The organism is Stenotrophomonas sp. 22DLJC03 (assembly GCF_056861405.1).
On the sequence record NZ_JBSPUG010000003.1, the window covers coordinates 411,057 to 433,329 of the forward strand.

Below are 22,273 nucleotides of genomic sequence, written 5' to 3' on the forward strand. Positions count from 1 at the left end.
TGTGCGCCCTGATGCTCCACCGCCGCCAATGGCCTTTGCTCCGACCCTGAAAACCTGGTTGCTCGTGCTGCCGGCGGTGGCCGTGCTGGGCGTGGCCGGCTATCGGGCCAGCGGCCACGTGGCGCCGTCCACGGTGCAGGCAGACCTGCCGGGCGTCGCGGTCGCCGATGACAGCGCAGCAGCATTGCAGGTAATGCCGGAAGCACTGGCGCGCCGGCTGGCGGCCTTCGAGCGCGGCAACGCCCTGCCTTCAGGCCTGCCACTGGATCTCCGTGCCGATATCGAAGATGCCACCGATCTGTATGCCTACGCGCAGCGCCTGCGCGTGCAGGCCGATGAGGGCAACCACGAGGCGCGCTGGATGCTCAGCCGTGTCTATGACTACTGCGCACAGTATGCGGTCGACCCGGGCGGCTACCGCCTGGACAACAACGTGCTGGCCGGATCAGGGCTGACCGCCGCGCCGGCGATGGTGCAGGCACGCGAACGTGTCGCGCAGCGCTGCGGTGGCTTTGTGCCTGGCGACAAGCTGGGGCCGCCGCTGGTGCTTGCCGAACGGCGCAAGGCGGCGGAGCAGGGCAACCTGGCAGCCGAGGCAGCGTTGTTCGCCGAAGGCGAGCCGCTGCAGGACAGCCCCGAGTACCGCCGCGACCTGGTCGAGCGGGTGCGCACGTCGCGCGATCCGGAGGCATTCATGGCCATCGCGCCGGGCATGGGGGTGCGCGCCTCGGGCGATCGTGCGCTGAACGGCCTGGTGGCCGGCGAACAGCTCAGTGAACTGGCATGGCGGCTTGCGGCCTGCGAACTCGGTCTACCGTGTGGAGCAGACAGCGTGCTGGTCAACAGTTTTTGTGCGAACGGAGGGATCTGTTCGCAGGATGGAACGCAGGATTTCCGGGATTTCGTGTATGACGCTGCGGTTTCGCGGCAAGGTGCGGGGAAGATGAGGCAATGGATCAAGCGATTGGTTGGAAAGAGGGACGGGCAATGAATTACCGTCGATTCCTGCATGGGGCCAAATTCTGGTTCTGGGTGGCGCTGTTCGTGGCCTATTCGGCCGGTGCGGTTGGCCTGTTGATGATCGACACCTATGAAGATCGCTACCGGCATCTGTCGAAGGTGGAGCTGACCACGGTGAAGGCGCAGGAAGACGTGCGCCGCGCGGGCGCCAGCCAGGTCGCAGCGGTGTATCGCGCGCAGAGCGGCATGCCGTTCGCCTCGCTGCCGGCCGGCAGCACCTTCCAGGTGGTGTGGCCCGACGGCTCGACCGAGACCATGGTGATCGTCGACCCGACTTCGCCCAATGGCGTCCGCCCGTTGGCAAAGTCGCAGATTCCGGCGACGGCGGCCGACGCGCGCTGAAGGTAGCGCCGGGCCATGCCCGGCGGCCTCGCGCTTCGTTGCCATTTCGCCGGGCATGGTCCGGCGGTAGCGGAAGAGAAACAGAAAAGGGCGGGGATATCCCCGCCCTTTTCATGTCCAGCACCTGGCGCCGATCAGGTCAGCGCGATCGGCTTGTTCTTGCGTTCGGCAAGGCGCTTTTCCAGGTAGTGGATGTTCTGGCCACCGGCCTGGAAGCCCTTGTCGCGCATGATCCGCTGCTGCAGCGCGATGTTGGTCTTGATGCCGTCCACCACCATTTCGCTCAGTGCCACCCGCATGCGGGCGATGGCGGTCTCGCGGTCCGGACCGTGCACGATCAGCTTGCCGATCATCGAGTCGTAGTTCGACGGCACGCGGTAGCCACTGTAGATGTGGGTGTCCACGCGCACGCCGGGGCCGCCCGGCGGATGGAAGCCGGTGATGGTGCCCGGGCTCGGCACGAAGGTTTCAGCATCTTCGGCGTTGATGCGGCACTCGATCGCATGACCGGTCAGTACCACGTCGCTCTGCTTGATCGACAGCTTCTGGCCGGCGGCGATCTTCAGCTGCTCGGCCACCAGGTCGATGCCGGTGACCATTTCGGTGACCGGATGCTCCACCTGGATGCGGGTGTTCATTTCGATGAAGTAGAAGCGGCCATCTTCGTACAGGAACTCGAACGTGCCGGCACCGCGGTAGCCGATGCGCACGCAGGCTTCGGTGCACACTTTGCCGATCTGTTCGCGCTGCTCGGCGCTGATGCCCGGTGCCGGTGCTTCTTCCACCACCTTCTGGTGGCGGCGCTGCATCGAGCAGTCGCGCTCACCCAGGTGGATGGCGTTGCCCTGGCCGTCGGCAAGCACCTGGATCTCCACGTGGCGCGGATTTTCCAGGAACTTTTCCATGTAGACCTCACCATTGCCGAACGCGGCCTTGGCCTCGCTCTTGGTGGTTTCGATGGAGGTCTTCAGCGAGGCTTCGGCGTGCACCACGCGCATGCCGCGGCCACCACCGCCACCGGCTGCCTTGATGATGACCGGGTAGCCGATCTCACGGGCGATCTTGGTGTTGGCGACGATGTCATCGCCCAGCGGGCCGCCCGAGCCAGGCACGCACGGCACGCCGGCGGACTTCATCGCGCGGATGGCTTCGACCTTGTCGCCCATCATGCGGATGGTGTCCGCCTTGGGGCCGATGAAGATGAAGCCGGACTCCTCCACGCGCTCGGCGAAGTCGGCGTTCTCCGACAGGAAGCCGTAGCCCGGGTGGATGGCCTGGGCGTCGGTGACTTCAGCGGCAGCAATCAGCGCCGGGATGTTGAGGTAGCTCTGCGGCGACGGCGCGGGTCCGATGCAGACCGACTCGTCGGCCATGGCCACGTGCTTGAGGTTGCGGTCGACCGTGGAATGCACGGCCACCGTGCGGATGCCCAGGGTATGGCACGCGCGCAGGATGCGCAGCGCGATTTCCCCTCGGTTGGCAATGACGACTTTGTCGAGCATGGCGTGCCCCTCAGCCGATCACGAACAGCGGCTGGTCGAACTCCACCGGCTGGCCGTTCTCGCCGAGGATGGCGACGATGGTGCCGGACTTGTCGGCCTCGATCGGGTTGAACATCTTCATCGCTTCGATGATGGCCAGGGTTTCGCCTTCCTTGACCTGCTGGCCAACGCTGACGAAGGCCGGCTTGTCCGGGGCGGCCGAGGCATAGAAGGTGCCGACCATCGGCGAGCGCAGCACGTGGCCTTCCGGCAGCGCCGGGCCCGGCTTGGCGGTGCCGCCGGTGGAGGCTTCGGTCGGCGACTGCATCGGCATCGCCTGCGGTGCGGGGGCGGCCGGGGCGGCATACACCGGTGCCGGCATAGGTGCGGCATAGCCGGCCACCGGGGCACGCGACAGGCGCACCGACTCTTCGCCTTCCTTGATTTCGATTTCGGCCAGGTTCGACTCTTCCAGCAGGTCGATCAGCTTCTTGATTTTGCGGAGATCCATGGTGGCCTCTTTGCTCTTGATGTCAGTGTGGTGGGAAGCGCGTCGCGCTCGGGTCAAAGCAGTTCGTAGAACTCGCGCAGCTGCCGCGTACGGTCGCGCGCGAGGGTGGTCAGGCAGCGCATCTGTGCGCCGTTGCGCGCCGTGCCATCGGAATTGAGGGCATAGACGGCGTTGCAGTCGTGGTCGCGCAGCTGCATCCAGGCACGCTGGGCCAGCACCAGCTGCTGTTCGGCCTCGCCGCAGTAGCTGCAGCTGCCACCGTGGTCCGGCGTGCGCAGCTGCTGGCGCGCCTGGGCGTACACGGTATTGAGTTCAGCGTCTGCAGCCGCCGCTACGTCCGAGGCGCACAGGTCGCTCTCCATCGTGGTGGTCGGGTGCGCACAGTCGATGCCTTCGTCCTTGCGGTCGAACGCTGTGGCCGCGCCGCAGATGCCGGCCCACAGCACGACGCTGGCAAGCACGCGCGGCAGCATCATCACGCGCCGGCCACCCGCACGCGTGCCAGCGCTGCATCCATCGCATAGCGATAGCTGTCGGCACCGAAGCCACAGACCACGCCCACGGCCTTGTCACTGAAGTAGCTGTGCTGGCGGAACGGTTCGCGGGTATGCGGGTTGGACAGGTGGATCTCGATGAACGGCACCGCCACCGCTGCCAGCGCATCGCGCAGGGCCACCGAGGTGTGGGTGAAGGCGGCCGGATTGATCAGGATGAAAGCGGTTCCGTCATTGCGCGCGGCCTGCACGCGGTCCACCAGGACGTGCTCGGCGTTGGACTGCAGGCTCTCCACGGCGTGCCCGGCAGCGGACGCCTGGGCTGCCAGGGCCTGGTCGATGTCGGCCAGCGTGGTGTGGCCGTAGACCTCCGGCTCGCGGGTGCCGAGCAGGTTGAGGTTGGGGCCGTGCAGGACCAGCAGCTTCGCCATGGGATCCGGAAGACGGGAAAGGGCGGCAGTCTGGCGGAACCGGTGGATGCTGTCCAGTTCGGCGAAGTTTGCAGCGTTTCAATTGATCGTTTGAAATCTGCCGGAGCGCTTGTGGCCGTATGGCGGGCGCTGGATCAAGGCGCGCTGAACGCCTTGCAGGCCGGGGATGCATGCACGTAGGCCGACGATGGCGGCAGGCCGGGCGATGGCTGCTGCCGCAATGGGCCGTGATGCCGTAGATCCACGCCATGCGTGGATGGCGGAGTTCGGTGCGCAGCAAGCGACGCACCCACCACTGAGCCATCTGGCCCCCTCACGTCTCCAACGGCACCGTTGGCACCACATTCGGAAACACTTCTTCCAGCGGCTCCTGCTCGCCCGGCTTCGGCGCCGGCCAGTTGTAGGCGTTCACCGGCTGCGCGCGGTTCACCCACAACGCGTAATACAGATGGTCGGCGCGGCCATCACCGGTATTGGGGTGGATCAGGATGGTCAGGCCCAGGCTGTTGAGCTGCAGCCAGGGCACCAGCACCGGCAGCAGGTCGTTGGTGAAGCCGAAATAGAACGAGGGCGTGACGTGCGGGCCGCGCGGCTCCAGGTTCCAGTTGCCCAGCTCCACCGGGAAGCGCTCGGCCGCCCAGCGCCGCAACAGGGCCGCCTTCTCGAAGCTGTCCTCGTCGAAGTAGATATGCGCGTGATAGCTCCTGATATCGGTGTAGGCACGCGGGGTGGCCGGCAGGGTGGCCTCGCCGGGGCGCACACTGGTTGGACGCGGAGTCGACTCGCTGACCGTGGCCTCGCCCCAAGGGCTGCGACCTTGGGGCGCGGGCGGAACAATGGCTCGGAAACCGGGGCGGCCCGGCTCGGTGGTGTTCGCCGCCGCTTCGGCGCGCGCGGCTGCCGGGGCGGCCGCCGCGCTGGCACTGGCCAGGCCACCGGCGGCCAGCCCGGCCGAGGCGATCAGCCGGCGGCGCGTGGGCGAGAGCAGGTCGGCCCACTGGGCATCGTCGTCGGCAGCAAACAGGGCGTTGGTGGCGGAGGTCTGTGGGTCCGGGTGCATGAAGGGCTCCATGGCAGCGTGCAGCGGGGGCAGGCAAGCACGCTCAGGCACCTGCCTCGGCAGCGTCCAATAAGCAGGCGGTATCACCTCATGCCCGTTCACCCCTTGTCATTGAGCGCGGCCGATCGACGGGCTAGGGTGCAGGTCTGCCGCCCTGGAGCCCGCCATGACCTCGCCCGATGCCGACACCCGGCGCAAGCGCGCGACCTTCCGCCAACTGCACGCACAGGGTTGTTTCGTGCTGCCCAATCCGTGGGATGTGGGCAGCGCCCGCTACCTGCAGCGGCAGGGCTTCCAGGCGCTGGCCACGACCAGCGCCGGGTGCGCTTGGAGCGAGGGGCGGCCAGACGGCGCGGTTTCGCTGCAGGCCACGCTGGAACATCTGCGGCTGATGGTGGCGGCGACGCCATTGCCGTTGAACGCCGATTTCGGTGATGGCTTTGGCGCCACACCGCGCGCGGTGGAGGAGGCCGTGGCGGCGGCAATCGATACTGGCGTAGCCGCGTTGTCGATCGAGGACGCCAGTGGCGTGGCCGATGCGCCGTTGAGGCCGATCGACGAGGCGGTCCAGCGCCTGCGTGCAGCGCGCTCGGCCATCGACCGTGCCGGCGGCGAGGTGCTGCTGGTCGGCCGGGCGGAGAACTTCTTCGTCGGAGTGCCCGATCTGCAGGACGCACTGCAGCGGCTGCGCGCCTATGCCGAAGCGGGTGCCGATGTGCTGTATGCACCGGGCATCAGTACACGCGAACAGATCAGTGCGGTAGTCGCCGCTGCGGGCTCGAAGCCGGTGAACCTGCTGGTCGGTGGGCCGACGCCGCTGAGCCTGCAGGACATCGCCGCACTCGGCGTGCGCCGGGTCAGTCTCGGCGGTGCGCTGGCGCGTGCGGCGTGGGGTGGCTTGATGCAGGCCACCCAGCCTATCGTGCAGGACGGCCGCTTCGATGGCCTGCAGCACGCGGCCTCGGGCGCGGCGTTGAATACGCTGTTCCGCTGACGGAAACCTGGGTGCCGGCCCAGGTGAGCAGATTGGCAGCAGGTCCACGCCATGCGTGGACGGATGAGCCCGCGACTACAGCGCCTCGATCCCGCCCTTGGGCATGGACACTTCCGGCTCCAGCGCCGGCAGCAGTTGCCGCAGCAGCCCGGGGTTGTCCAGCAGCGCAGTGCCATCGAGATAACGCCAGTCCGCAGTTCCCACGCGGCGTACAGCGACCATGAACGAGGTGCTGCGTATCGGCGATTCGCGCACGCGCAACAGTGACTGGCGTGGCACGAAGCTGACCTCTTCGCCGCCAGCGGCGTAGGTGCGGCCGGGCATGCCGGCTTCGTCGCTGATGACGGTGACCGACTTGCGCAGTTCCTTCACGGTATCGCGGGTCATCCGTGCATAGGCATCATCGCCGCCGGCCAGCTGCTTCAGGCTGGGGTGGGTGCGCGCGATGATCATCTCCGCATCGCCGCGACCGAACGCATCCAGCATCGCCTGCACGTCCTGACGCAATGCCTTTGAATCGCTGGGGCTGAGTTCGCCTGCGAAGGCCGATGGCAGCACTACCGACAGCAGCAGGGCCAGCAATGGGAGAAGCGGGCGTCGATCCATTCTCGGCTATCTCTGGGGGGGAACCGCCGCACTATACGGCGGATGCGGAAACAGCGTCCCACGCATGGCGCTGGTATCCCGACAATCACTACTTACTATTGGTAGTTAGTGAATTCCGGACATCCCCCATGCACAGCCTCATCGTTACCGCCCATCCTGAATCCGGCTCGTTGACCCATGCCATCGCCAAGCGCATCGGCGAAGCCATCACCGCGGCGGATGCCGCCAACACCGTGACCCACGCCGACCTGATGGCCGAAGGTTTCGATCCACGCTTCAACCCACAGGACCAGGCCCTGTTCCGTGGCACCGGCGCAGTTCCGGCCGACGTCGCCGCCGAGCAGGCGCGGCTGGACGCCACCGACACACTGGTACTGGTCTACCCGCTGTACTGGTGGTCATTCCCCGCGCTGCTGAAGGGATGGATCGATCGTGTATTCGCCCAAGGCTGGGCCTACCAGGACGGTGCCGATGGCAAGGTGCAGAAGAAGCTGCGACGGTTGCGCGTGCACTTGGTCGGGATCGGCGGCGCGGGCGCGGACATGATCGAACGACGCGGCTACGGCGCGGCGATGAAGACCCAGATCGACATGGGCATCTTCGACTATTGCGGCGCGCGCGTGCTGTCGTCTGACCTGTTGCTGGACGCTGATTCCGGTGCGGCCGAAGCGCATCTGCAGTCGGCAGGGGAGATCGGCCGTAAAATCGGAACTCCAATGCACTGATCGCCGTGTCCCGCCGATGCCTGCCAACGCCGCTCCCACGCGCCGCCGATTGACCCGCGAGCAACGCGCCCGCCAGTTGCTGGATGTGGCCTGGGCGCTGGTTGGCGACGAAGGTACCGACGCGCTGACGTTGGGGCGGCTGGCCGAGGCCGCGGGCGTGACCAAGCCGGTGGCCTACGATCACTTCGTAACCCGCAACGGATTGCTGGCCGCGCTCTACGATGACTACGACGGCCGGCAGACGATGGTGTTCCACGAGCGCATCGGCCGCGCCCGGGCGCAGCTGGCCGACCGCGCGGCAGCCATCGCCTCCGGCTACATCGATTGCATCCTCAGCCAGGGCAGTGAAGTGCAGGGCATCCTCGCAGCGCTGGTGGGCGCGCCGGAACTGCACGAAGTGCGGCGGCGTTACCAGCAGGACTTCATCAACAACTGCGACGCCTGGCTGGGCCCGTTCGCCGCCGATGGCACCGTGCCGTTGGCGGGACGCTGGGCGATTCTCGGTGCTGCCGAAACCCTGTCAGAAGGGGTAGCCGCCGGTGCCCTGGACAAGATGGAGGCCGAACATGAGTTGCAACGCCTGATCGTGGCCACCGTCAAACGGCGCTGAGCCGCTCAGGCGTCGGCGCTGCTGCCGGCCAGCGCAGCGAATCCGGCGGCCAGCCGTTCGCGTACCAGAGCATCGCGTGCGTCGCGGCTGTCCGAGCCAAGCACCACTGTGATCAGCCGTACCGGATGCGCGCGCCGTGGCACAGGTTGGCAGGCGGTGGCGGCCAGGCAGAAGCCCGCGGCCTGGGTGTAGCCGGTCTTCAAGCCATCCACGCCGTCATCGCCAAGCAGGGCATTCTGGTTGTTGCGGCTGAAGCTGCCGTGCGCGAACGCGCGCTGTGCGGTGACGGCCAGAATCTGCGGATGATCGTTCAGCAGGCAGGCCGCCAGCACTGCCATGTCGCGCGCGCTGGACGCATGGTGTGGCGTGGTTATGCCGGAGACGCTGGCGAACCAGGTGCTGCGCAGGCCGAGCTGGCGTGCGTGCCGGTTCATGCGGTCCAGGAATGCAGACTGTGATCCGTCCAGATGACGCGCGATGGCCAGCGCCGCATCATTACCGGAGACGATCATCAACCCTTCCAGCAAGCGTGCCAGGCTGACCCTTTCGCCGGGCACCAGGCCCATCCGCGTTTCATCATCGGCCACCGCGTGCACGTCTTCGGCGGCAATGGTGACCGCCTCGTCCCATGTGCGACCCCCTTCTTCGATGCACGCATACGCTGCGTAGGCGGTCATCAGTTTGGTCAGCGACGCCGGCTGCCGCGCGACCCCGGCGTTGTCCTGATGGATCACCTCGAAGGTGGCGGCATCGAGGGTGATGAAGGAGAGAGGCGCGCGTGCAGGGGAAGAAGACGGCATGGATGCTGCGGTGGCGAGGGGAAGCTCGCAGGATAGTGCGCATCGGCTGCATGAAGCTGCAATATTGAAATGATATAACGTTCGAAATGATGGGCCGCCACTGGCCTGACGGGACCTCCGATGACTGCACACATGCCACGCCGTTGGCTCCCTTCCTCTCTGCTGCTCGCGCTGCTCGCGCTCGGTGGCTTTCAGCCGAACCTGCGCGCCGATACCGCCGCGGCCAGCACCACGCGCCCGCACAACGTGATCGTGATGATCAACGACGGTGCCGGTTGGGGCACCTGGGACGCGGCTGCCTACTGGCAGTACGGCAGCCGCGAAGGCGCCCCCTATGCGGACTTCCCGCAGCGCCTCGCCGTGACCACCTATCCGTTGAACGCCAGCAGCCAGCCGACCCGCGACAACGCGCAGACCCTCGGCTACGACGCGGCCAAAGCCTGGGATGACTCCCCGGTTCCCGCGCAGGACCTGCCGTTCGCCGGCTACCAGTACCTGTCCGCGGTCGCCACCGACAGTGCAGCGGCGGGCACGGCGTTGTCCTCGGGCATCAAGACCTACAACAACGCCATCAACTACAGCAACGATGGCAACGCGGTGGAATTCAATACGCTGCATGCCAAGCGCCTGGGCATGGCCACCGGCGTGGTCACCTCGGTGCCGTTCGCACATGCCACGCCGGCCGCGTTCGCTGCGCAGAACGAATCGCGCAACAACTATCACGCCATTGCGCACCAGATGCTGGCGCAGGGCCACATGGACCTGGTGATGGGTACTGGTGGTCCCGGCTACAGCGTTGATGGCCATGCCTGTGACGAAGGCGCGGGCGCGGTGAAGGCCGAGGGCTGTGCGAACCCGTGGGAGTGGGTGTCGCAGCAGGATTGGCAGCAGCTGGAAGCGGGCAGCACCATCGCCGGTAATCCGTCCGGGCCGTGGCGCCTGATCCGCAGCAAGGAGGCGTTCGCTGCGCTGGCGCAGGGACGGCTGCCGACCGACCGGCCGCTGATCGGCGTGCCGCGCGTGGCCAACACGCTGCAGCAGGCGCGCCAGCTGCAGGTGCTGGGCAAGGATGCGGCCACGCCTTCTGGTGTGAGGAAGATCGACAGCGTGCCGGATCTTGCAACCATGACCCGCGGTGCGCTGCAGTTCCTGCAGCAGCGTTCGGCCGAGGGCCTGTTCCTGATGGTGGAAGGTGGCGCTACCGACTGGGCCGCGCATACCAGCGCCTGCGGCACCGAATGGCACTACGGCCAGTGCGGCGACCAGCCGCAGTACGGCCGGCTGATCGAGGAAACCGTGGAGTTCAACGACGCGGTGACAGCAGTGATCGAGTGGATCGAACGCAACGGTGGCTGGGAACGCACCCTGCTGATCGTCACCACCGACCACGACAACAGCATGCCGATGGGCCCGGATGCACAGAGCGTGGCCTTCCAGCCGGTGCGCAACAACGGCCGTGGACGAATGCCGGGGATGAGCTTCCGTCCCACCGGCAACCATTCCAATGCACTGGTGCCGTTGTGGGCCAAGGGGGCGGGGTCGGAGCTGCTGGGCCAGCGCGTGCGGGGCGTCGACGCGGGCTACCGCCGCCATGTGCGCTGGAACGACGGCAGTTACATCGACAACACCGACGTGGCTGCGGCGGTGCAGGAAGCACTGCAGCGCTAGGGTAGTGCCGGCCGCTGGCCGGCAACCTCGGTGACCGGGCATCTTGCCGCTGCCGGCCAGCGGCCGGCACTACCGGGAGTGCTGCTGGGCGGTGGGGACGGCGACGGGGAAGGGCTGGCCAGTTGCCGCGCCAGCTCGGCGTTGGTCACATGGCCATGCAGGAACAACAGGCCGCTGAAGATGTTCATGTGCGTACCTCCACTTGAGTGGATTGCACGATACGGGCAGCATGGAAGGCGAAAAAGCGACATTTCCGCAAGCTTGCCTTGAGAGGAATTCAAGCCTGATGTCCCGCCCACCCCTCCATGCCCTGCAGGGTTTCGTGGCTGCCGCCCGGCTTGGCAACCTGTCGCGCGCGGCGGCGTCGATGAACCTGACCGTCAGTGCACTCAGCCATCAGATGCGCCAGCTGGAAGAGCGGCTCGGGCAGCCGCTGCTGGTCCGCCAGCCACGTGGTGTCACCCTCACCCTTGAGGGGCAGCGCCTGCTCGACCAGGTGGGTCCGCACCTGGATGCGATCAACGAAGCCTTCCAGCCCTATGCCGCGCGTGCCGAGCACGTGCTGACGATCAGCGCGGTGCCATCGATGGCGTCGGCCTGGCTGGTGCCGCGCCTGGGCCACTTCGTGGCTGAGCACCCACAGATCGAGATCAACCTGCAGTCGAGTGAGCGCCTGGTGGATTTCGAGCGTCAGCGGCAGTTCGACGCGGCGCTGCGGCTGGGCAGCGGGCACTGGCCCGGGCTGGTGGTGGAGCCATTGTTTGACGAGTGGCTGCTGCCGATGGCCAGCCCGGCGCTGATTGAACGCATGGGCGGTATCGACCGCGTACCGCTGACCCAGTGGCCACTGCTGGGTGATCCTGACGGCGCGTGGGGCGCGTGGTTCGCCTTGAGCGGGCAGAGCCCGCCGCCGCGCTTCGTGGCGGTGCTGGATGATTCGGAAGCGCACCATCGCGCGGCGCTGGATGGCGTGGGCGTGGCGCTCGGACGGGTGACCCGGGCACGCCTGCTGCTGGAATCCGGCCAGCTGGTTGCACTGTCCAGCCAGCGCCTGAAGACGGCGTGGCCGCATTGGCTGGTGTACCCGCAGCGCTCGGCCAGCCATCGTGGCTTCCTTGCTTTCCGCGACTGGCTGCATGCGCAGGCCGCCGAGCACGTGCGGCACATGGCAGGGCAAGGGCCGCCCGGCTAGACAGGTGCACCGGCCTGTCCGGCCGCTGTCATCAGGGCGTGGCCGGCCGCGGCGAAGCTGGGCACCTCCACCCAACACCGCCTGCCGCCATGCGCTACCGCCTCGCCGTTCTTGATATCGCCGGAACCACCGTTGCCGACCCGGGACTGGTCGCCCGCGCCTTCGTTGAAGCGATGGCCGCCGCCGGCCACGCCATCGACGTAGAGCACGTGCGCCCGTTGATGGGCTACCCCAAGCCACAGGCGATCGCCCGCCTGTTGGGGACTGCGGTGGACGACCCGCACGTGGCGCCGATCCATGCCGACTTCGTGGCGCGCATGCTCGAGTGCTACCGCCATGCACCGGGCATCGCGCCGCTGCCGGGTGCCGAGGTACTGTTCGAAACGCTGCGCGCGCACGGCATCCGCATCGGCCTGGATACCGGCTTCTCGCGTGACATTGCCGAGGTGATCATCGAGCGGCTCGGTTGGCAGGATCGCATCGATGCGTTGGTGGCCAGCGATGAGGTCCCGATGGGTCGCCCCGCGCCGTACATGATCCATGCGCTGATGCAGCGCACCGGTGTGGATGACGCCGCCGCTGTAGTGAAGGTGGGCGACACCGAGGTCGACATCAACGAAGGCCGCAATGCCGGCGTCGGCCTGAACATCGCGGTCACAACAGGTGCGTTCACCCGTTCCGAACTGCTGCCGCATGGTCCGGACCACATCATCGACCACCTCGACCGCCTGCCGGCGCTGCTCGGCCTGGCACGTTCCGGCACGGTCGCCGCTGCATGAGCCGGCCCTCGCTGCGGGCTCGGCTGCAGGGGCATCGGTTGGCGCTGACGGTGTTCGCCGGCAGTGCCGCGCTGTCCACCTATGCGTGCATGTATGCCTTTCGCAAGCCATTCGCCGCCGCATCGTTCGATGACCAGCATCTGTTCGGCGCCGACTACAAGGTGTGGCTGGTGGTGGCGCAGGTGCTGGGCTACATGTGCAGCAAGTTCATCGGCGTGCGGGTGATCGGCGAACTGCGCGCCGAGCGCCGCGCCAGCCTGCTGCTGGGCCTGATCGGCATTTCCTGGTTGGCACTGCTCGGCTTCGCGCTGGTGCCGGCGCCGTGGAACATCCCGTTCCTGTTCCTCAACGGCCTGCCGCTGGGCATGGTGTGGGGCCTGGTGTTCAGCTACCTGGAAGGGCGACGGACCACCGAAGCGATGGGCGCGATCCTCGCCTCCAGTTTCATCATGGCCTCCGGCGTGGTGAAGTCGGTCGGAAAATGGCTGCTGCTGCAGGGCGTTAGCGAGTTCTGGATGCCGTTCCTGTGCGGCCTGCTGTTCCTGCCGCTGCTGCTGGTGTCGGTACGCATGCTGGAACGCATTCCCGCCCCGGATGCCGCCGACCTGCGCGAGCGCTCGCCGCGGCTACCGATGGACCGAGCACAGCGTCGCGCCTTCGTGCGCCGCTTCCTGCCGGGGCTGGCGCTGATGATCCTGTGCTACGTGTGCCTGACCGTGGTCCGCGATTTCCGCGACAGCTTTGAAGCCGAGCTGTTCCGCGAGCTGGGCTACGGTGGCAGTGCCGGTGTTTTTGCTGCCATCGAAACGCCGGTGGCGTTCGCGGTGCTGGCGCTGACCGCTGGCCTGACCTGGTTCCGCAACAACCTCAACGGACTGATGGCGCTGCATGCGCTGATGTTCATCGGCCTGGCAACAGCCGGCCTGAGCACGCTGGCGTTCCGCGAAGGCATGCTGCATCCGCTGGCGTGGCTGGGCCTGGTGGGCTTCGGCCTGTACCTGGCCTACGTGCCCTTCAACTGCGTGTTCTTCGAACGCCTGATCGCCACCTTCAAGGTCGCTGGCAACGTCGGCTTCGTGATGTACCTGGCCGATGCGTTCGGCTACCTGGGCAGTGTGCTGGTCCTGCTTGGCCACGAATTCTCCGGCCTGCAGCTGTCGTGGGTGCGCTTCTTCTCCAGTGCGGTCATCCATCTGTCGCTGCTGGGCGGTGCCTGCCTGCTGCTGTCCCTGCTGTACTTCCACCACAAGGCGCTGCGCCTGGCCCGCATGCCAGCACTCGCCTCCGTCTGAGTCCATCCCCCATGAAGAACACAACCGCCCTCGTGGTCGGTGCCGGCATCGTCGGCCTGGCCGTGGCCCGCGCGCTGGCCGTGCGTGGCTGCAAGGTCACCGTGCTGGAGCGCCATGAACGCGCTGTCGGCGCCTCCATCCGCAACTTCGGCATGGTCTGGCCGATCGGCGTGCCCAATGGACCGCTGTATGAGCGCGCGCTGCGCTCGCGGCAGATCTGGCAGGAGCTGATCGACGTGGCCGGCCTCTGGCACGATCCCAGTGGCTCGTTGCATGTGGCCCATGCCGACGACGAATGGGCCGTGCTGCAGCAGTATGCGACGGCCAATGCGCAGCTGCGCCCATGCCGCCTGCTGGATCGGGATGCGGCGCTGGCGAAGTCGCCGGCATTGGTGGCGCGCGAGCTGCGCGGCGCGCTGTTCAATGCCGATGAGCTGGTGGTCGATCCGCGCCAGGCGATCCGCGCGCTGCCGGACGTGCTGCATGAACAGCACGGTGTGCAGTTCCATTGGCGCACGCCGGTAACGGCGGTGGAGAGCGGTCGGGTGTGGTCCGGCAGCCGCCTGTTCGAGGCGGATCAGGTGTTCGTCTGCAGCGGTCCGGAGTTCGAGCAGTTGTATCCGGAGCGGTACGCGGCAGCACCATTGACCCGCTGCAAGCTGCAGATGCTGCGGTTGGCCGCACAGCCGTCCGGGTTCCGCCTGGGTGCGGCCCTCTGTGGCGGCCTGTCGCTGGTGCACTACGCCGGATTCCGCGAGGCCGCCGATGTCGCGCCGTTGCAGGCGCGTTACCAGGCCGAGCATGCCGACCTGATCGAGCTCGGCATCCACGTGATGGCCGCGCAGAACGGCCAGGGTGAAATCACCATTGGTGATTCGCATGCCTACGCACATACGCACGATCCGTTCGATGAGCACGCCATCAACCAGAAGGTGCTCGATTACCTGTCCCGTTTCATGCAGGTACCCGACGCGCGCATTGCGCAGACCTGGCACGGCATCTATCCCAAGCTGCTGGATGGCAGCAGCGAATTCGTCGCCGAGCCGGCACCGGGCGTGACCATCGTCAACGCCATCGGTGGCGGTGGTCTGGGCATGACGCTCAGCTTCGGTCTGGCCGAAGAGCTGGTGGACGGCCGCTACACGGCGCTGCGGCGCGCAGCCTGAGGCGCTGCACGCGGCGGGTGCAATGCCCGCCGCGCTTTCGCTAGAGGTCGCTGCTGACCATCAGCTGCACCCAGTCACCGGCGAAGCAGGTGATGCCGAACTGCACCGCTTGCCCCTGTGGATCGACATTCAGCGAATGCACGCACAGCACCGGCCGTCGCGTCGATTGCCCGAGCACGCGCGCGACCTCGGCATCGGGCAGGCGCGCCATCACCGTGGTGTGCCGGCGCAGGTAGTCGGTCACCCCGAATGCGGCCAGCGTGCGGGTCACCGACGGCGTGCGTGCGAACACCTCGCCCAGCCCCGGGAAGCGGGTGGCCGGGAAATAGGCTTCGCTGTGGTCCACAGTACGGTCTTCCACCTGGCTGGAGTACACCACCCGATGCACGCGCTCGCCAGCGATCAGGCCGAGCGCGCGCGCTACCTGGCGGCTGGGCACCTGCACCCGGGTGTCGATCAGGGTGTAGTGGCTTTCTACGTTCAGGTCATGCATGGCCCGGCCGAAACGCGTGCGTCGGCTGATCGGGTAGTGGTACGGATGCTCCTGCACGAAGCTGCCGCGGCCGGTTTCGGTGCGAATGTAGCCGCGCTCCTCCAACGCCTCGATCGCGCGCCGCACGGTATGGCGGTTGACTGCGAAGCGCGTGGCCAGGTCCTGCGCCGAGGGCAGCTGGTCGCCTTCCACCAGCTGGCGTTCGCGGATCTGCCGCAGCAGCGCCTGTTCGATCTGCTGCCACAGCGGCAGCGCCGAATCGCGCGGCGTCAAGGCCGGGTCGGTCATGGTCATCAAACCTCCATCTGCGGCTGCTGGACTAGACAGGTGCACTGCACGTGCGGGCATATCAACGCGTTGCGGTTGCAACGGCATGACACAGACGGCGAAATCCATGGGCGAGCGCATTCTCGACAACCTGAAGCTGGTGCTGGCCGACGAGGTCGTGCACGGCCACGTGGTGCTGGACGGGCCGTGTATCCGCGCGGTGGGGCGGGGGCGGGTGGGGCTGCCGGGCGCAGAAGACTGTGGCGGCGACTGGCTGATGCCGGGGTTTGTGGAGCTGCATACCGACAATCTGGAGAAACACCTGGTGCCGCGCCCGGGCGTGGCGTTTCCCGCCGCGGCGGCCGTGCAGGCGCACGATGCGCAGTTGCTGGCTGCTGGCATCACCACGGCCTGCGATGCCTTGGCGGTGGGCGACGTGGAAGCCGACAGCGTGCGCGTGCGCAGCCTGCAGGCCGCCCATGCGGCGCTGGTTGAGGCGCGCCGCGCCGGCGGCCTGCGCAGCGACCACTACCTGCACCTGCGTGCGGAGCTGCCGTATTCCGGGTTGCTGCCATTGCTGGGGCCACTGCTGGATGATCCGGCGGTGCGCCTTCTGTCGCTGACCGATCACACGCCGGGGCAGCGCCAGTTCCGGAATCTGCAGCGCTATGCGGCCTACTACGGTTTGCCGACCGACACGAAGACCGGTTACCTGGATGATCTGCTGCAGGCACGCCGTGCGCAACAGGCGCGCTATCGTCAAGCACACCTGCAGCAGGTGCTGCAGTGGGGGCGCAGCCGCGGCCTGTGCCTGGCCAGCCACGACGACACGGTGGCTGCGGATGTAGATGAAGCCGTGGCCTGTGGTGCACGCATCTGCGAGTTCCCGACCACGCTGGAGGCCGCTGCCGCCGCACGTGCAGCCGGTCTGACAATCGTCGCCGGCGCACCCAACCTGGTGCTGGGCGGCTCGCATTCCGGCAACGTGGCGGCGCTGGAACTGGCACGTGCCGGCTGCCTCGATGTGCTGTCCTCCGACTATGTGCCCGCCAGCCTGCTGCCGGCGCTGGGCGTGCTGTGCGCGCAGCTGGGCTGGAGCCTGCCACGTGCGGTGGCCACGGTCAGCCATGCGCCGGCGCAGGCGCTGGGCCTGCAGGATCGCGGTCGCATCGGCGAAGGCCTGCGCGCCGACCTGCTGCGGGTGCGTGGGTCCACGCCGGACTACGTGGCCGAGGTCTGGGTGGCCGGCCGTCGCCTGCTGGCCCAGTAGCCGCCGCGGTGCGAACACCTAGACAGCTGCCCCGACCTGCCTAGTGGATGCCGCCTGCGCTTCACCGCACTGATCGAAAGTGGCCGCCATCGCCGCTCCCGCCGGAGTGGCCCACTTTCCCTTGCCGCCGCCATCGCCATGTCCACACTGCCTTCGCGCCATCCGCTTACCCTGGGTCTGCTCGCCCTGCTGCATGCCCCGCTGGCCGTCCAGGCCGCCACGCCAGCCGCGACCGATACCGTGCCCGCCACCTCCGCCGTCGACCTGGACACCGTCACCGTGGTCGGCAGCATCGTCAGTGGCGAGAAACAGGCGCTGGATGCACAGCGCGAAGCCAGCCATCTGATGAACGTGATCAGTGCCGACGGCATCGGCAAGCTGCCCGACCACAACGCTGCCGAAGCCGTGCAGCGGGTTCCCGGTGTGTCGATCGAACGCGACCAGGGCGAAGGCCGCTTCGTTGCCGTGCGTGGCCTGCCGGCACAGTGGAACTCAACCACCCTCAACGGTGACCGTCTGCCGACCGCCGAAGAGGAAACCACCAGCCGTGCCACGGCATTCGATTTCTTCCCGACCGAGCTGATCGAGCGCATCGAAGTGAGCAAGACGCTCACGCCCGACCGCGAAGGCGACGCCATCGGTGGCCAGGTCAACTTCGTCACCCGCACCGCACCGACACGGCGCACGTTTGCCGCCAGCGTGGCCGGCAACTACAACGACAAGGCAGTCGACACCGGCACCAGCGCGAACGTGCTGTACGGCGACCGCAGCGCCGATGGACGCTTCGGGTTCCTGATCAACGGTACCTACTGGAAGCGCCCGTGGGCGACCGACAACTTCGAGCCGCGCCGCAGTGCCGACGGCCTGGGCGTCTACCGGCTGGAGCTGCGCGACTACACCGGCGAGCGCACCACGCGCGGCGTCAACGGTGGCATGGAATTCCTTCCGGCCGATGGCCATCGCCTGTACGTGCGTGGCCAGTATGGCGAGTTGAGCGACGATGAGACCCACTACAAGCACCGCTACCGGTTCGACAAGGACCGCGTGGAGCTGCAGAACATCCACAACGAGCTGATCACCGAATTCAAGACGTTCGAATTCGGCGGCCAGCACACCTTCGGCCGGGTCCAGGTGGACTGGAAGCTGGCCAGTGCCGAGAACGATTTCCGCTATGGCTGCATTCCCACCTGCGCCGACAACGCGTACTTCGTGGTCCAGTTCAACCAGGGCAAGGTCGGCTACCAGGGCCTGCAGGACCGTGGTGTGGGCCGCAACTCGTACAACACCCTCGATGGCGGCAACGTTGCCGCCGACACCCCCGAAACCCATCTGCCGCCGAGCTTCGCAATGGATCCGCGGAAGATGTCGCTGAGCGCGGTGGAGCTGTATCGGGTGGCGATCAATGAGAAGGACAAGGCGGTCGCGCAGCTGGACTTCAGTTTCGACGCGAGCGACACGCTGACCTGGAAGATGGGGGCCAAGTACCGCGACAAGCAGCGCCGCGCGCGCTTCTCCGACGAGTTCTATGCCTGGAACTCCGCCACCGGCGGGCCGGTACCGACCCTGGCTGACTTCCCGTTGATGGACCAGCCGGACCGCAGTGGCTACGACGTCGGCAATGGACGTGACTACGCCCGCGATTTCTCGCAGGTGGTACCGGTGCAGGCATTGGCCGAATGGTACCGGCAGAACAAGCAGCACCTGGTGCTGGTGCCGGGCGATTCGGCACTGGTGGCCAACGGCGCGGCGCTGGGTCGCAACTTCGACGTGGCCGAGAAGCAGTACGCGACCTATGCGATGGCCACCTGGAAGCCGGACGAGCGCTGGGACGTGGTTGGCGGCGTGCGCCTGGAACGCACCGCCACCGACGTGCGCGGTCTGGTGCTGGAGCGTGACGCTGATGGCAGCAGCGCGCTGGTGCCCAACCTGGGCCGCAAGCGCTACACCTCGGCGCTGCCGCAGCTCAACGTGCGTTTCTCACCGCGCAGCGATCTCAACCTGCGGCTGGGCCTGACCCGCAGCTTCGCCCGCCCGAACTTTGGTGACATCAACCCGGGTGGCTCGTTCATGGAAGCCGACAGCACCTTCACCTCCGGCAACGCCAACCTGGACCCGACCTATTCGGACAACCTGGACCTGATGGCCGAGTGGTATGCCGGTCCGCTGGGTCTGCTGTCCGGCGGGGTGTTCTACAAGAACATCAGTAATCCGGTGTTCCAGAGCAGCAGCACCGGCAGCTTCAACGGCAACCCCAACGTCACCTTCTACCGGCCCGAGAATGGTGACGATGCCAAGCTGTGGGGCGCAGAGTTCGTCTTCGTGCGCCGCTTCGATTTCCTGCCAGGCCTGTGGAGCAACTTGGGCATCAATGCCAACCTGACCCTGATGGACTCGCGCATGCGCATTCCGGCTCGTAACGGCAACGTGCCGATAACCGGCCAGGCCGACCGCCTGTACAACGTCACCGTGTACTACGACGACGGCGCCTTCGCTGCCCGTCTGGCCACCAATCACAAGGGTGCCTACATCGAAGCGCACGGCGACAGCAGCGTCACCGACGCCTGGTACGGCGCCAACACCTCGGTCGACTTCAGCGCTTCCTATACCTTCGATCGCTGGACGGTGTTCGCCGAGCTGAGCAACCTCACCAACGAGCCGTTGAAGTACTACCAAGGCAGCCCGCAGCGCCCGCTGCAGGTGGAGTACTACGGCCGTCGTGCGCAGATCGGCCTGAAGTATCTGTTCCAGTGAGCCGTACCGGCGTTCTGTAGAGTCGAGCCAAGCTCGACTGCTTCTGCTCTTCAATCATCGCACCAGCGTGACCGCCTGCCCGGCACGGGCGAAGGCTTCAGCCAGCAACGGGCCGGCCTTGATCGCCTCCACTTCCTCGAACAACGCCCTCAGCGCGTCGGCCGGGCGGGAGGCCGGCGCTGCCACCGCCTGCTGGATCGCGGTGAAGCGGTCAGCCAGCACGCGGTGGCCAGGATGGATCTGTGCCCAGGCTTCCAGCGGCTGGCGCACGCCGGCGGCGGCATCCAGGCGCCGCTGCTCGAACAGGGTGATCGCCGCCGCCGACGTCTCTGCCCGCTCGATCATGGCGTGGCGCAGTTCGCGGCTGAGAAACAGGTCGTAGGCCGCACCGCGGCCGACCGCGATGCGCAGTCCGTCGCGGTCCAGGTCGGCCACCTGTTGCGAGGGGCTGTCCTCGCGCACCAGGTAGGTGCCTTCGATCTCCACGTATGGGGCACTGAAGGCGATGCGGTCGGCCCGCGCCGGATCGATGGCCAGGAAGGCCAGGTCCCATGCATCTTCGGCCGCTGCGGCGACCACCGACGCCGCAGCGTCGTGGCAGGTGAAACGGGCCTGCACGCCCATCCGCTGCGCCATCGCTGTGGCCAGCTCCAGTGAAGGGCCACGCGGTGAACGGGCATCACCCTGCGCCAGCACTGGGTTGCCCAGGTTGATCGCTACGCGCAGAAAGCCTCGCGGTGCCAGTGTGCTTCGATGATCGGCCAGGGACATGCAGGGCTCCGCGGAACAGGGGGGCGTCCAGCATGCCAGTGCTGCTGCGCAGGCAGCGTCAGCGTCCGGTTATCCTGCGCGGATGAATCCGATCCTGCATGTCGAGATCCCAGCCAGTGACCTGGCCCGTGCCATCACCTTCTACCAGCAGTGGTTGCAGGTGCAGGTGGACGAACCGATCCTGCTGCACGATTGCCGGATGGCCTACCTGCCGTTCGGCGATGAAGCGGCAGGGGCCAGCATGGCGCTGGTGCAGGGGGCGGACTACCGGCCGTCAGAACAGGGCGCGCGCATCTACATCGGGGTCGATGACCTTGATGCCAGCCTCGAGCGAGCCTTGCAGGTTGGAGCCGAACTGTGTTTCGGCCCCGCTGATGCCGGTGACTGGCGCGTGGCCGAGATCCGCGACAGCGAAGGCAACCGCATTGCGTTGCAGGCGCGCGCGATTCTGTAGAGTCGAGCCATGCTCGGCTGCTGCTGGTCGCGCCGTCAATGCACCAGTCGAGCATGGCTCGCCGCTACAAGTGGGGCGCGGCCCGCGAGCGCTGCAACCATTCGTTGATCGCCGGGTCCAGCCGCGGGTCGTTCGGCAGCAGCATGCCGAAGCGCTGCTGCAGCACCTCGCGCACATCGCCGACATCGTGCAACGGGCGCTTGTCCGGTGCCTGCCCGGGCCGGTACTCGGTGTAGTTGCCGCTACCAATGGTGCGGCGCCAGTCCGGTCCGGTCAGCGACGCACGCAGCTGGCCGGGGAAGCTCGAATCCGGATGGGTGCACACGTACCAATTGCCCACCACGTTGTCGATCGGGGCCGGTGACTGCAGGTCGAAGCGATACATCGCCCGCCAACCATCGTTGGACTCGGCGGAGAGCACGAAGTCTCCGTCGCCGGGCAGCCGCTGCAGCAGATAGCGTTCGTGCGGCGTTGCCTGCGGCTGCGCACCCTGCAGGCGCAGAGGTACGGTCGGGGTCAGGCTGCCGAAGCCGGCGTCCACCAGCCATTCGTCACCGTCCACGTGCACGCGCAGCAGCAGGTGGGTGCGCGCCGTGAGCTCGCCGTCCCGTGCCGCCAGTAGAACGCGCGCGCTCAGCGGCTGCGCATCGAAGCCCAGCGCCTGCAGCAGCGCCAGCAGGCCGCCGTTGAGTTCGAAGCAGTAGCCGCCACGACGTTCATCGAGCAGTTTGCGCTGCACGCTGTCCAGGTCGATCGGCACTGCATCGCGCAGCAGGCAGCTGAGGGTTTCGAATGGCAGCAGCGCGTTGTGGCGCTGCTGCAGCAGGGTCAGGCCAGCCAGCGTTGGCGGTGGCGGTGCATCCAACTGCAGGCGCTGCAGGTAGCGGGGGACATCGAGCGTCGTCATGCGGCCACCGGTCGGGGGAGGGAGGTCCACTGTGTTCCCCCAACCGGGGTTGAGGTCAAGCACTGCGCGGGTGTCATCCCCCCGTCGCCTATGCCGGGTACAAAGGCCGCGTCCGCCAGCAATCGGTGGGACTGAACCAAAAAAAACCTAAAGTTGCCCCATATCCAGCCGATACAGGTGCGTCCTTTC

At 67.1% G+C, this 22,273-nt stretch carries 24 protein-coding genes; 13 read left to right on the forward strand and 11 right to left on the reverse strand.

Annotation, left to right across the window (positions count from 1 at the left end):
• Nucleotides 1–28: 28 nt before the first annotated feature.
• Both AC13GA_RS12550 and AC13GA_RS12555 read left to right on the forward strand, forming a co-directional pair.
• Nucleotides 29–991, forward strand: a complete 963-nt coding sequence (locus AC13GA_RS12550; RefSeq protein ID WP_046986043.1) for a hypothetical protein — start codon at nt 29–31, stop codon at nt 989–991.
• Nucleotides 988–1,362 (forward strand): hypothetical protein, encoded by a 375-nt coding sequence (locus tag AC13GA_RS12555; protein WP_065723554.1) that lies wholly within the window; start codon nt 988–990, stop codon nt 1,360–1,362. Before AC13GA_RS12550 ends, AC13GA_RS12555 begins: the two co-directional genes overlap by 4 nt.
• A 134-nt stretch (nt 1,363–1,496) precedes the next feature.
• Here AC13GA_RS12555 and accC read toward each other — a convergent pair whose 3' ends face one another.
• The 5 genes from accC to AC13GA_RS12580 all read right to left on the reverse strand — a co-directional run bounded on the left by accC (nt 1,497) and on the right by AC13GA_RS12580 (nt 5,339).
• Nucleotides 1,497–2,864 carry an acetyl-CoA carboxylase biotin carboxylase subunit gene (gene accC / locus AC13GA_RS12560; RefSeq protein ID WP_006397186.1) on the reverse strand — a complete coding sequence of 456 codons (1,368 nt, stop codon included), beginning with the start codon at nt 2,862–2,864 and terminating at the stop codon, nt 1,497–1,499.
• 10 nt (nt 2,865–2,874) lie between these two features.
• Nucleotides 2,875–3,354, reverse strand: coding sequence for an acetyl-CoA carboxylase biotin carboxyl carrier protein (gene accB, locus AC13GA_RS12565; RefSeq protein WP_006397184.1), 480 nt, complete (start codon nt 3,352–3,354; stop codon nt 2,875–2,877).
• 53 nt (nt 3,355–3,407) lie between these two features.
• Nucleotides 3,408–3,830, reverse strand: coding sequence for a lysozyme inhibitor LprI family protein (locus tag AC13GA_RS12570; RefSeq protein WP_012512269.1), 423 nt, complete (start codon nt 3,828–3,830; stop codon nt 3,408–3,410).
• The gene (gene aroQ / locus AC13GA_RS12575) at nt 3,830–4,279 is read right to left on the reverse strand and encodes a type II 3-dehydroquinate dehydratase (RefSeq protein WP_136639400.1); all 450 of its coding nucleotides are present in this window, start codon (nt 4,277–4,279) and stop codon (nt 3,830–3,832) included. The genes AC13GA_RS12570 and aroQ overlap by 1 nt, the downstream gene beginning before the upstream one ends.
• Nucleotides 4,280–4,592: 313 nt before the next feature.
• Nucleotides 4,593–5,339, reverse strand: a complete 747-nt coding sequence (locus AC13GA_RS12580; RefSeq protein WP_136639399.1) for a DOPA 4,5-dioxygenase family protein — start codon at nt 5,337–5,339, stop codon at nt 4,593–4,595.
• Nucleotides 5,340–5,505: 166 nt separating this feature from the next.
• On the opposite strand from AC13GA_RS12580, the gene AC13GA_RS12585 reads away from it, so the two are divergent.
• Nucleotides 5,506–6,333 carry an isocitrate lyase/PEP mutase family protein gene (locus tag AC13GA_RS12585; protein WP_253078604.1) on the forward strand — a complete coding sequence of 276 codons (828 nt, stop codon included), beginning with the start codon at nt 5,506–5,508 and terminating at the stop codon, nt 6,331–6,333.
• Nucleotides 6,334–6,408: 75 nt separating this feature from the next.
• Here AC13GA_RS12585 and AC13GA_RS12590 read toward each other — a convergent pair whose 3' ends face one another.
• Entirely contained in the window at nt 6,409–6,939 is a 531-nt protein-coding gene (locus AC13GA_RS12590) for a hypothetical protein (RefSeq protein WP_046986039.1), read from the reverse strand.
• Nucleotides 6,940–7,067: 128 nt separating this feature from the next.
• Between AC13GA_RS12590 and AC13GA_RS12595 the strand changes: the two genes are divergently transcribed.
• Nucleotides 7,068–7,664 carry an NAD(P)H-dependent oxidoreductase gene (locus tag AC13GA_RS12595; protein WP_046986038.1) on the forward strand — a complete coding sequence of 199 codons (597 nt, stop codon included), beginning with the start codon at nt 7,068–7,070 and terminating at the stop codon, nt 7,662–7,664.
• Between the two features lie 16 nt (nt 7,665–7,680).
• Nucleotides 7,681–8,274 (forward strand): TetR/AcrR family transcriptional regulator, encoded by a 594-nt coding sequence (locus AC13GA_RS12600; RefSeq protein WP_253078602.1) that lies wholly within the window; start codon nt 7,681–7,683, stop codon nt 8,272–8,274.
• A gap of 5 nt (nt 8,275–8,279) precedes the next feature.
• On the opposite strand, the gene AC13GA_RS12605 is transcribed toward AC13GA_RS12600, so the two are convergent.
• On the reverse strand, nt 8,280–9,074 hold the full coding sequence (locus tag AC13GA_RS12605; protein ID WP_136639397.1) for a D-alanyl-D-alanine carboxypeptidase family protein: 795 nt from the start codon (nt 9,072–9,074) through the stop codon (nt 8,280–8,282).
• 120 nt (nt 9,075–9,194) lie between these two features.
• On the opposite strand from AC13GA_RS12605, the gene AC13GA_RS12610 reads away from it, so the two are divergent.
• Nucleotides 9,195–10,742, forward strand: a complete 1,548-nt coding sequence (locus AC13GA_RS12610; protein WP_482998256.1) for an alkaline phosphatase — start codon at nt 9,195–9,197, stop codon at nt 10,740–10,742.
• Here the strand turns inward: AC13GA_RS12610 and AC13GA_RS12615 are convergent.
• Complete coding sequence (locus AC13GA_RS12615; RefSeq protein ID WP_482998257.1) at nt 10,739–10,930, reverse strand: hypothetical protein; 192 nt, start codon at nt 10,928–10,930, stop codon at nt 10,739–10,741. The two genes, AC13GA_RS12610 and AC13GA_RS12615, sit on opposite strands and share 4 nt — an antisense overlap.
• Nucleotides 10,931–11,028: 98 nt before the next feature.
• Between AC13GA_RS12615 and AC13GA_RS12620 the strand changes: the two genes are divergently transcribed.
• The 4 genes from AC13GA_RS12620 to AC13GA_RS12635 all read left to right on the forward strand — a co-directional run bounded on the left by AC13GA_RS12620 (nt 11,029) and on the right by AC13GA_RS12635 (nt 15,171).
• Entirely contained in the window at nt 11,029–11,934 is a 906-nt protein-coding gene (locus tag AC13GA_RS12620) for a LysR substrate-binding domain-containing protein (RefSeq protein ID WP_295381662.1), read from the forward strand.
• A gap of 89 nt (nt 11,935–12,023) precedes the next feature.
• A complete protein-coding gene (locus tag AC13GA_RS12625) occupies nt 12,024–12,713 on the forward strand; it encodes an HAD family hydrolase (RefSeq protein ID WP_136639394.1) in 690 nt (229 codons plus the stop codon).
• A complete protein-coding gene (locus AC13GA_RS12630) occupies nt 12,710–14,005 on the forward strand; it encodes a DUF5690 family protein (protein WP_136639393.1) in 1,296 nt (431 codons plus the stop codon). Before AC13GA_RS12625 ends, AC13GA_RS12630 begins: the two co-directional genes overlap by 4 nt.
• 11 nt (nt 14,006–14,016) lie before the next feature.
• Complete coding sequence (locus tag AC13GA_RS12635) at nt 14,017–15,171, forward strand: TIGR03364 family FAD-dependent oxidoreductase (RefSeq protein WP_253078598.1); 1,155 nt, start codon at nt 14,017–14,019, stop codon at nt 15,169–15,171.
• Nucleotides 15,172–15,211: 40 nt separating this feature from the next.
• Here the strand turns inward: AC13GA_RS12635 and phnF are convergent, their stop codons facing one another.
• Complete coding sequence (gene phnF, locus AC13GA_RS12640) at nt 15,212–15,958, reverse strand: phosphonate metabolism transcriptional regulator PhnF (RefSeq protein ID WP_169050354.1); 747 nt, start codon at nt 15,956–15,958, stop codon at nt 15,212–15,214.
• Between the two features lie 100 nt (nt 15,959–16,058).
• On the opposite strand from phnF, the gene AC13GA_RS12645 reads away from it, so the two are divergent.
• Together AC13GA_RS12645 and AC13GA_RS12650 are read left to right on the forward strand one after the other, a co-directional pair.
• The gene (locus AC13GA_RS12645; RefSeq protein ID WP_482998258.1) at nt 16,059–17,201 is read left to right on the forward strand and encodes an alpha-D-ribose 1-methylphosphonate 5-triphosphate diphosphatase; all 1,143 of its coding nucleotides are present in this window, start codon (nt 16,059–16,061) and stop codon (nt 17,199–17,201) included.
• A gap of 138 nt (nt 17,202–17,339) precedes the next feature.
• Nucleotides 17,340–19,952, forward strand: coding sequence for a TonB-dependent receptor (locus AC13GA_RS12650; protein ID WP_482998259.1), 2,613 nt, complete (start codon nt 17,340–17,342; stop codon nt 19,950–19,952).
• A gap of 54 nt (nt 19,953–20,006) precedes the next feature.
• Here the strand turns inward: AC13GA_RS12650 and AC13GA_RS12655 are convergent, their stop codons facing one another.
• Nucleotides 20,007–20,723: a transporter substrate-binding domain-containing protein gene (locus AC13GA_RS12655; RefSeq protein ID WP_337302256.1), complete on the reverse strand. Its 717-nt coding sequence runs from the start codon at nt 20,721–20,723 to the stop codon at nt 20,007–20,009.
• A gap of 82 nt (nt 20,724–20,805) precedes the next feature.
• On the opposite strand from AC13GA_RS12655, the gene AC13GA_RS12660 reads away from it, so the two are divergent.
• Complete coding sequence (locus AC13GA_RS12660) at nt 20,806–21,177, forward strand: VOC family protein (protein WP_046987302.1); 372 nt, start codon at nt 20,806–20,808, stop codon at nt 21,175–21,177.
• 64 nt (nt 21,178–21,241) lie between these two features.
• Here the strand turns inward: AC13GA_RS12660 and AC13GA_RS12665 are convergent, their stop codons facing one another.
• Nucleotides 21,242–22,084 (reverse strand): arylamine N-acetyltransferase family protein, encoded by an 843-nt coding sequence (locus AC13GA_RS12665; RefSeq protein ID WP_482998260.1) that lies wholly within the window; start codon nt 22,082–22,084, stop codon nt 21,242–21,244.
• Nucleotides 22,085–22,273: the final 189 nt, after the last annotated feature.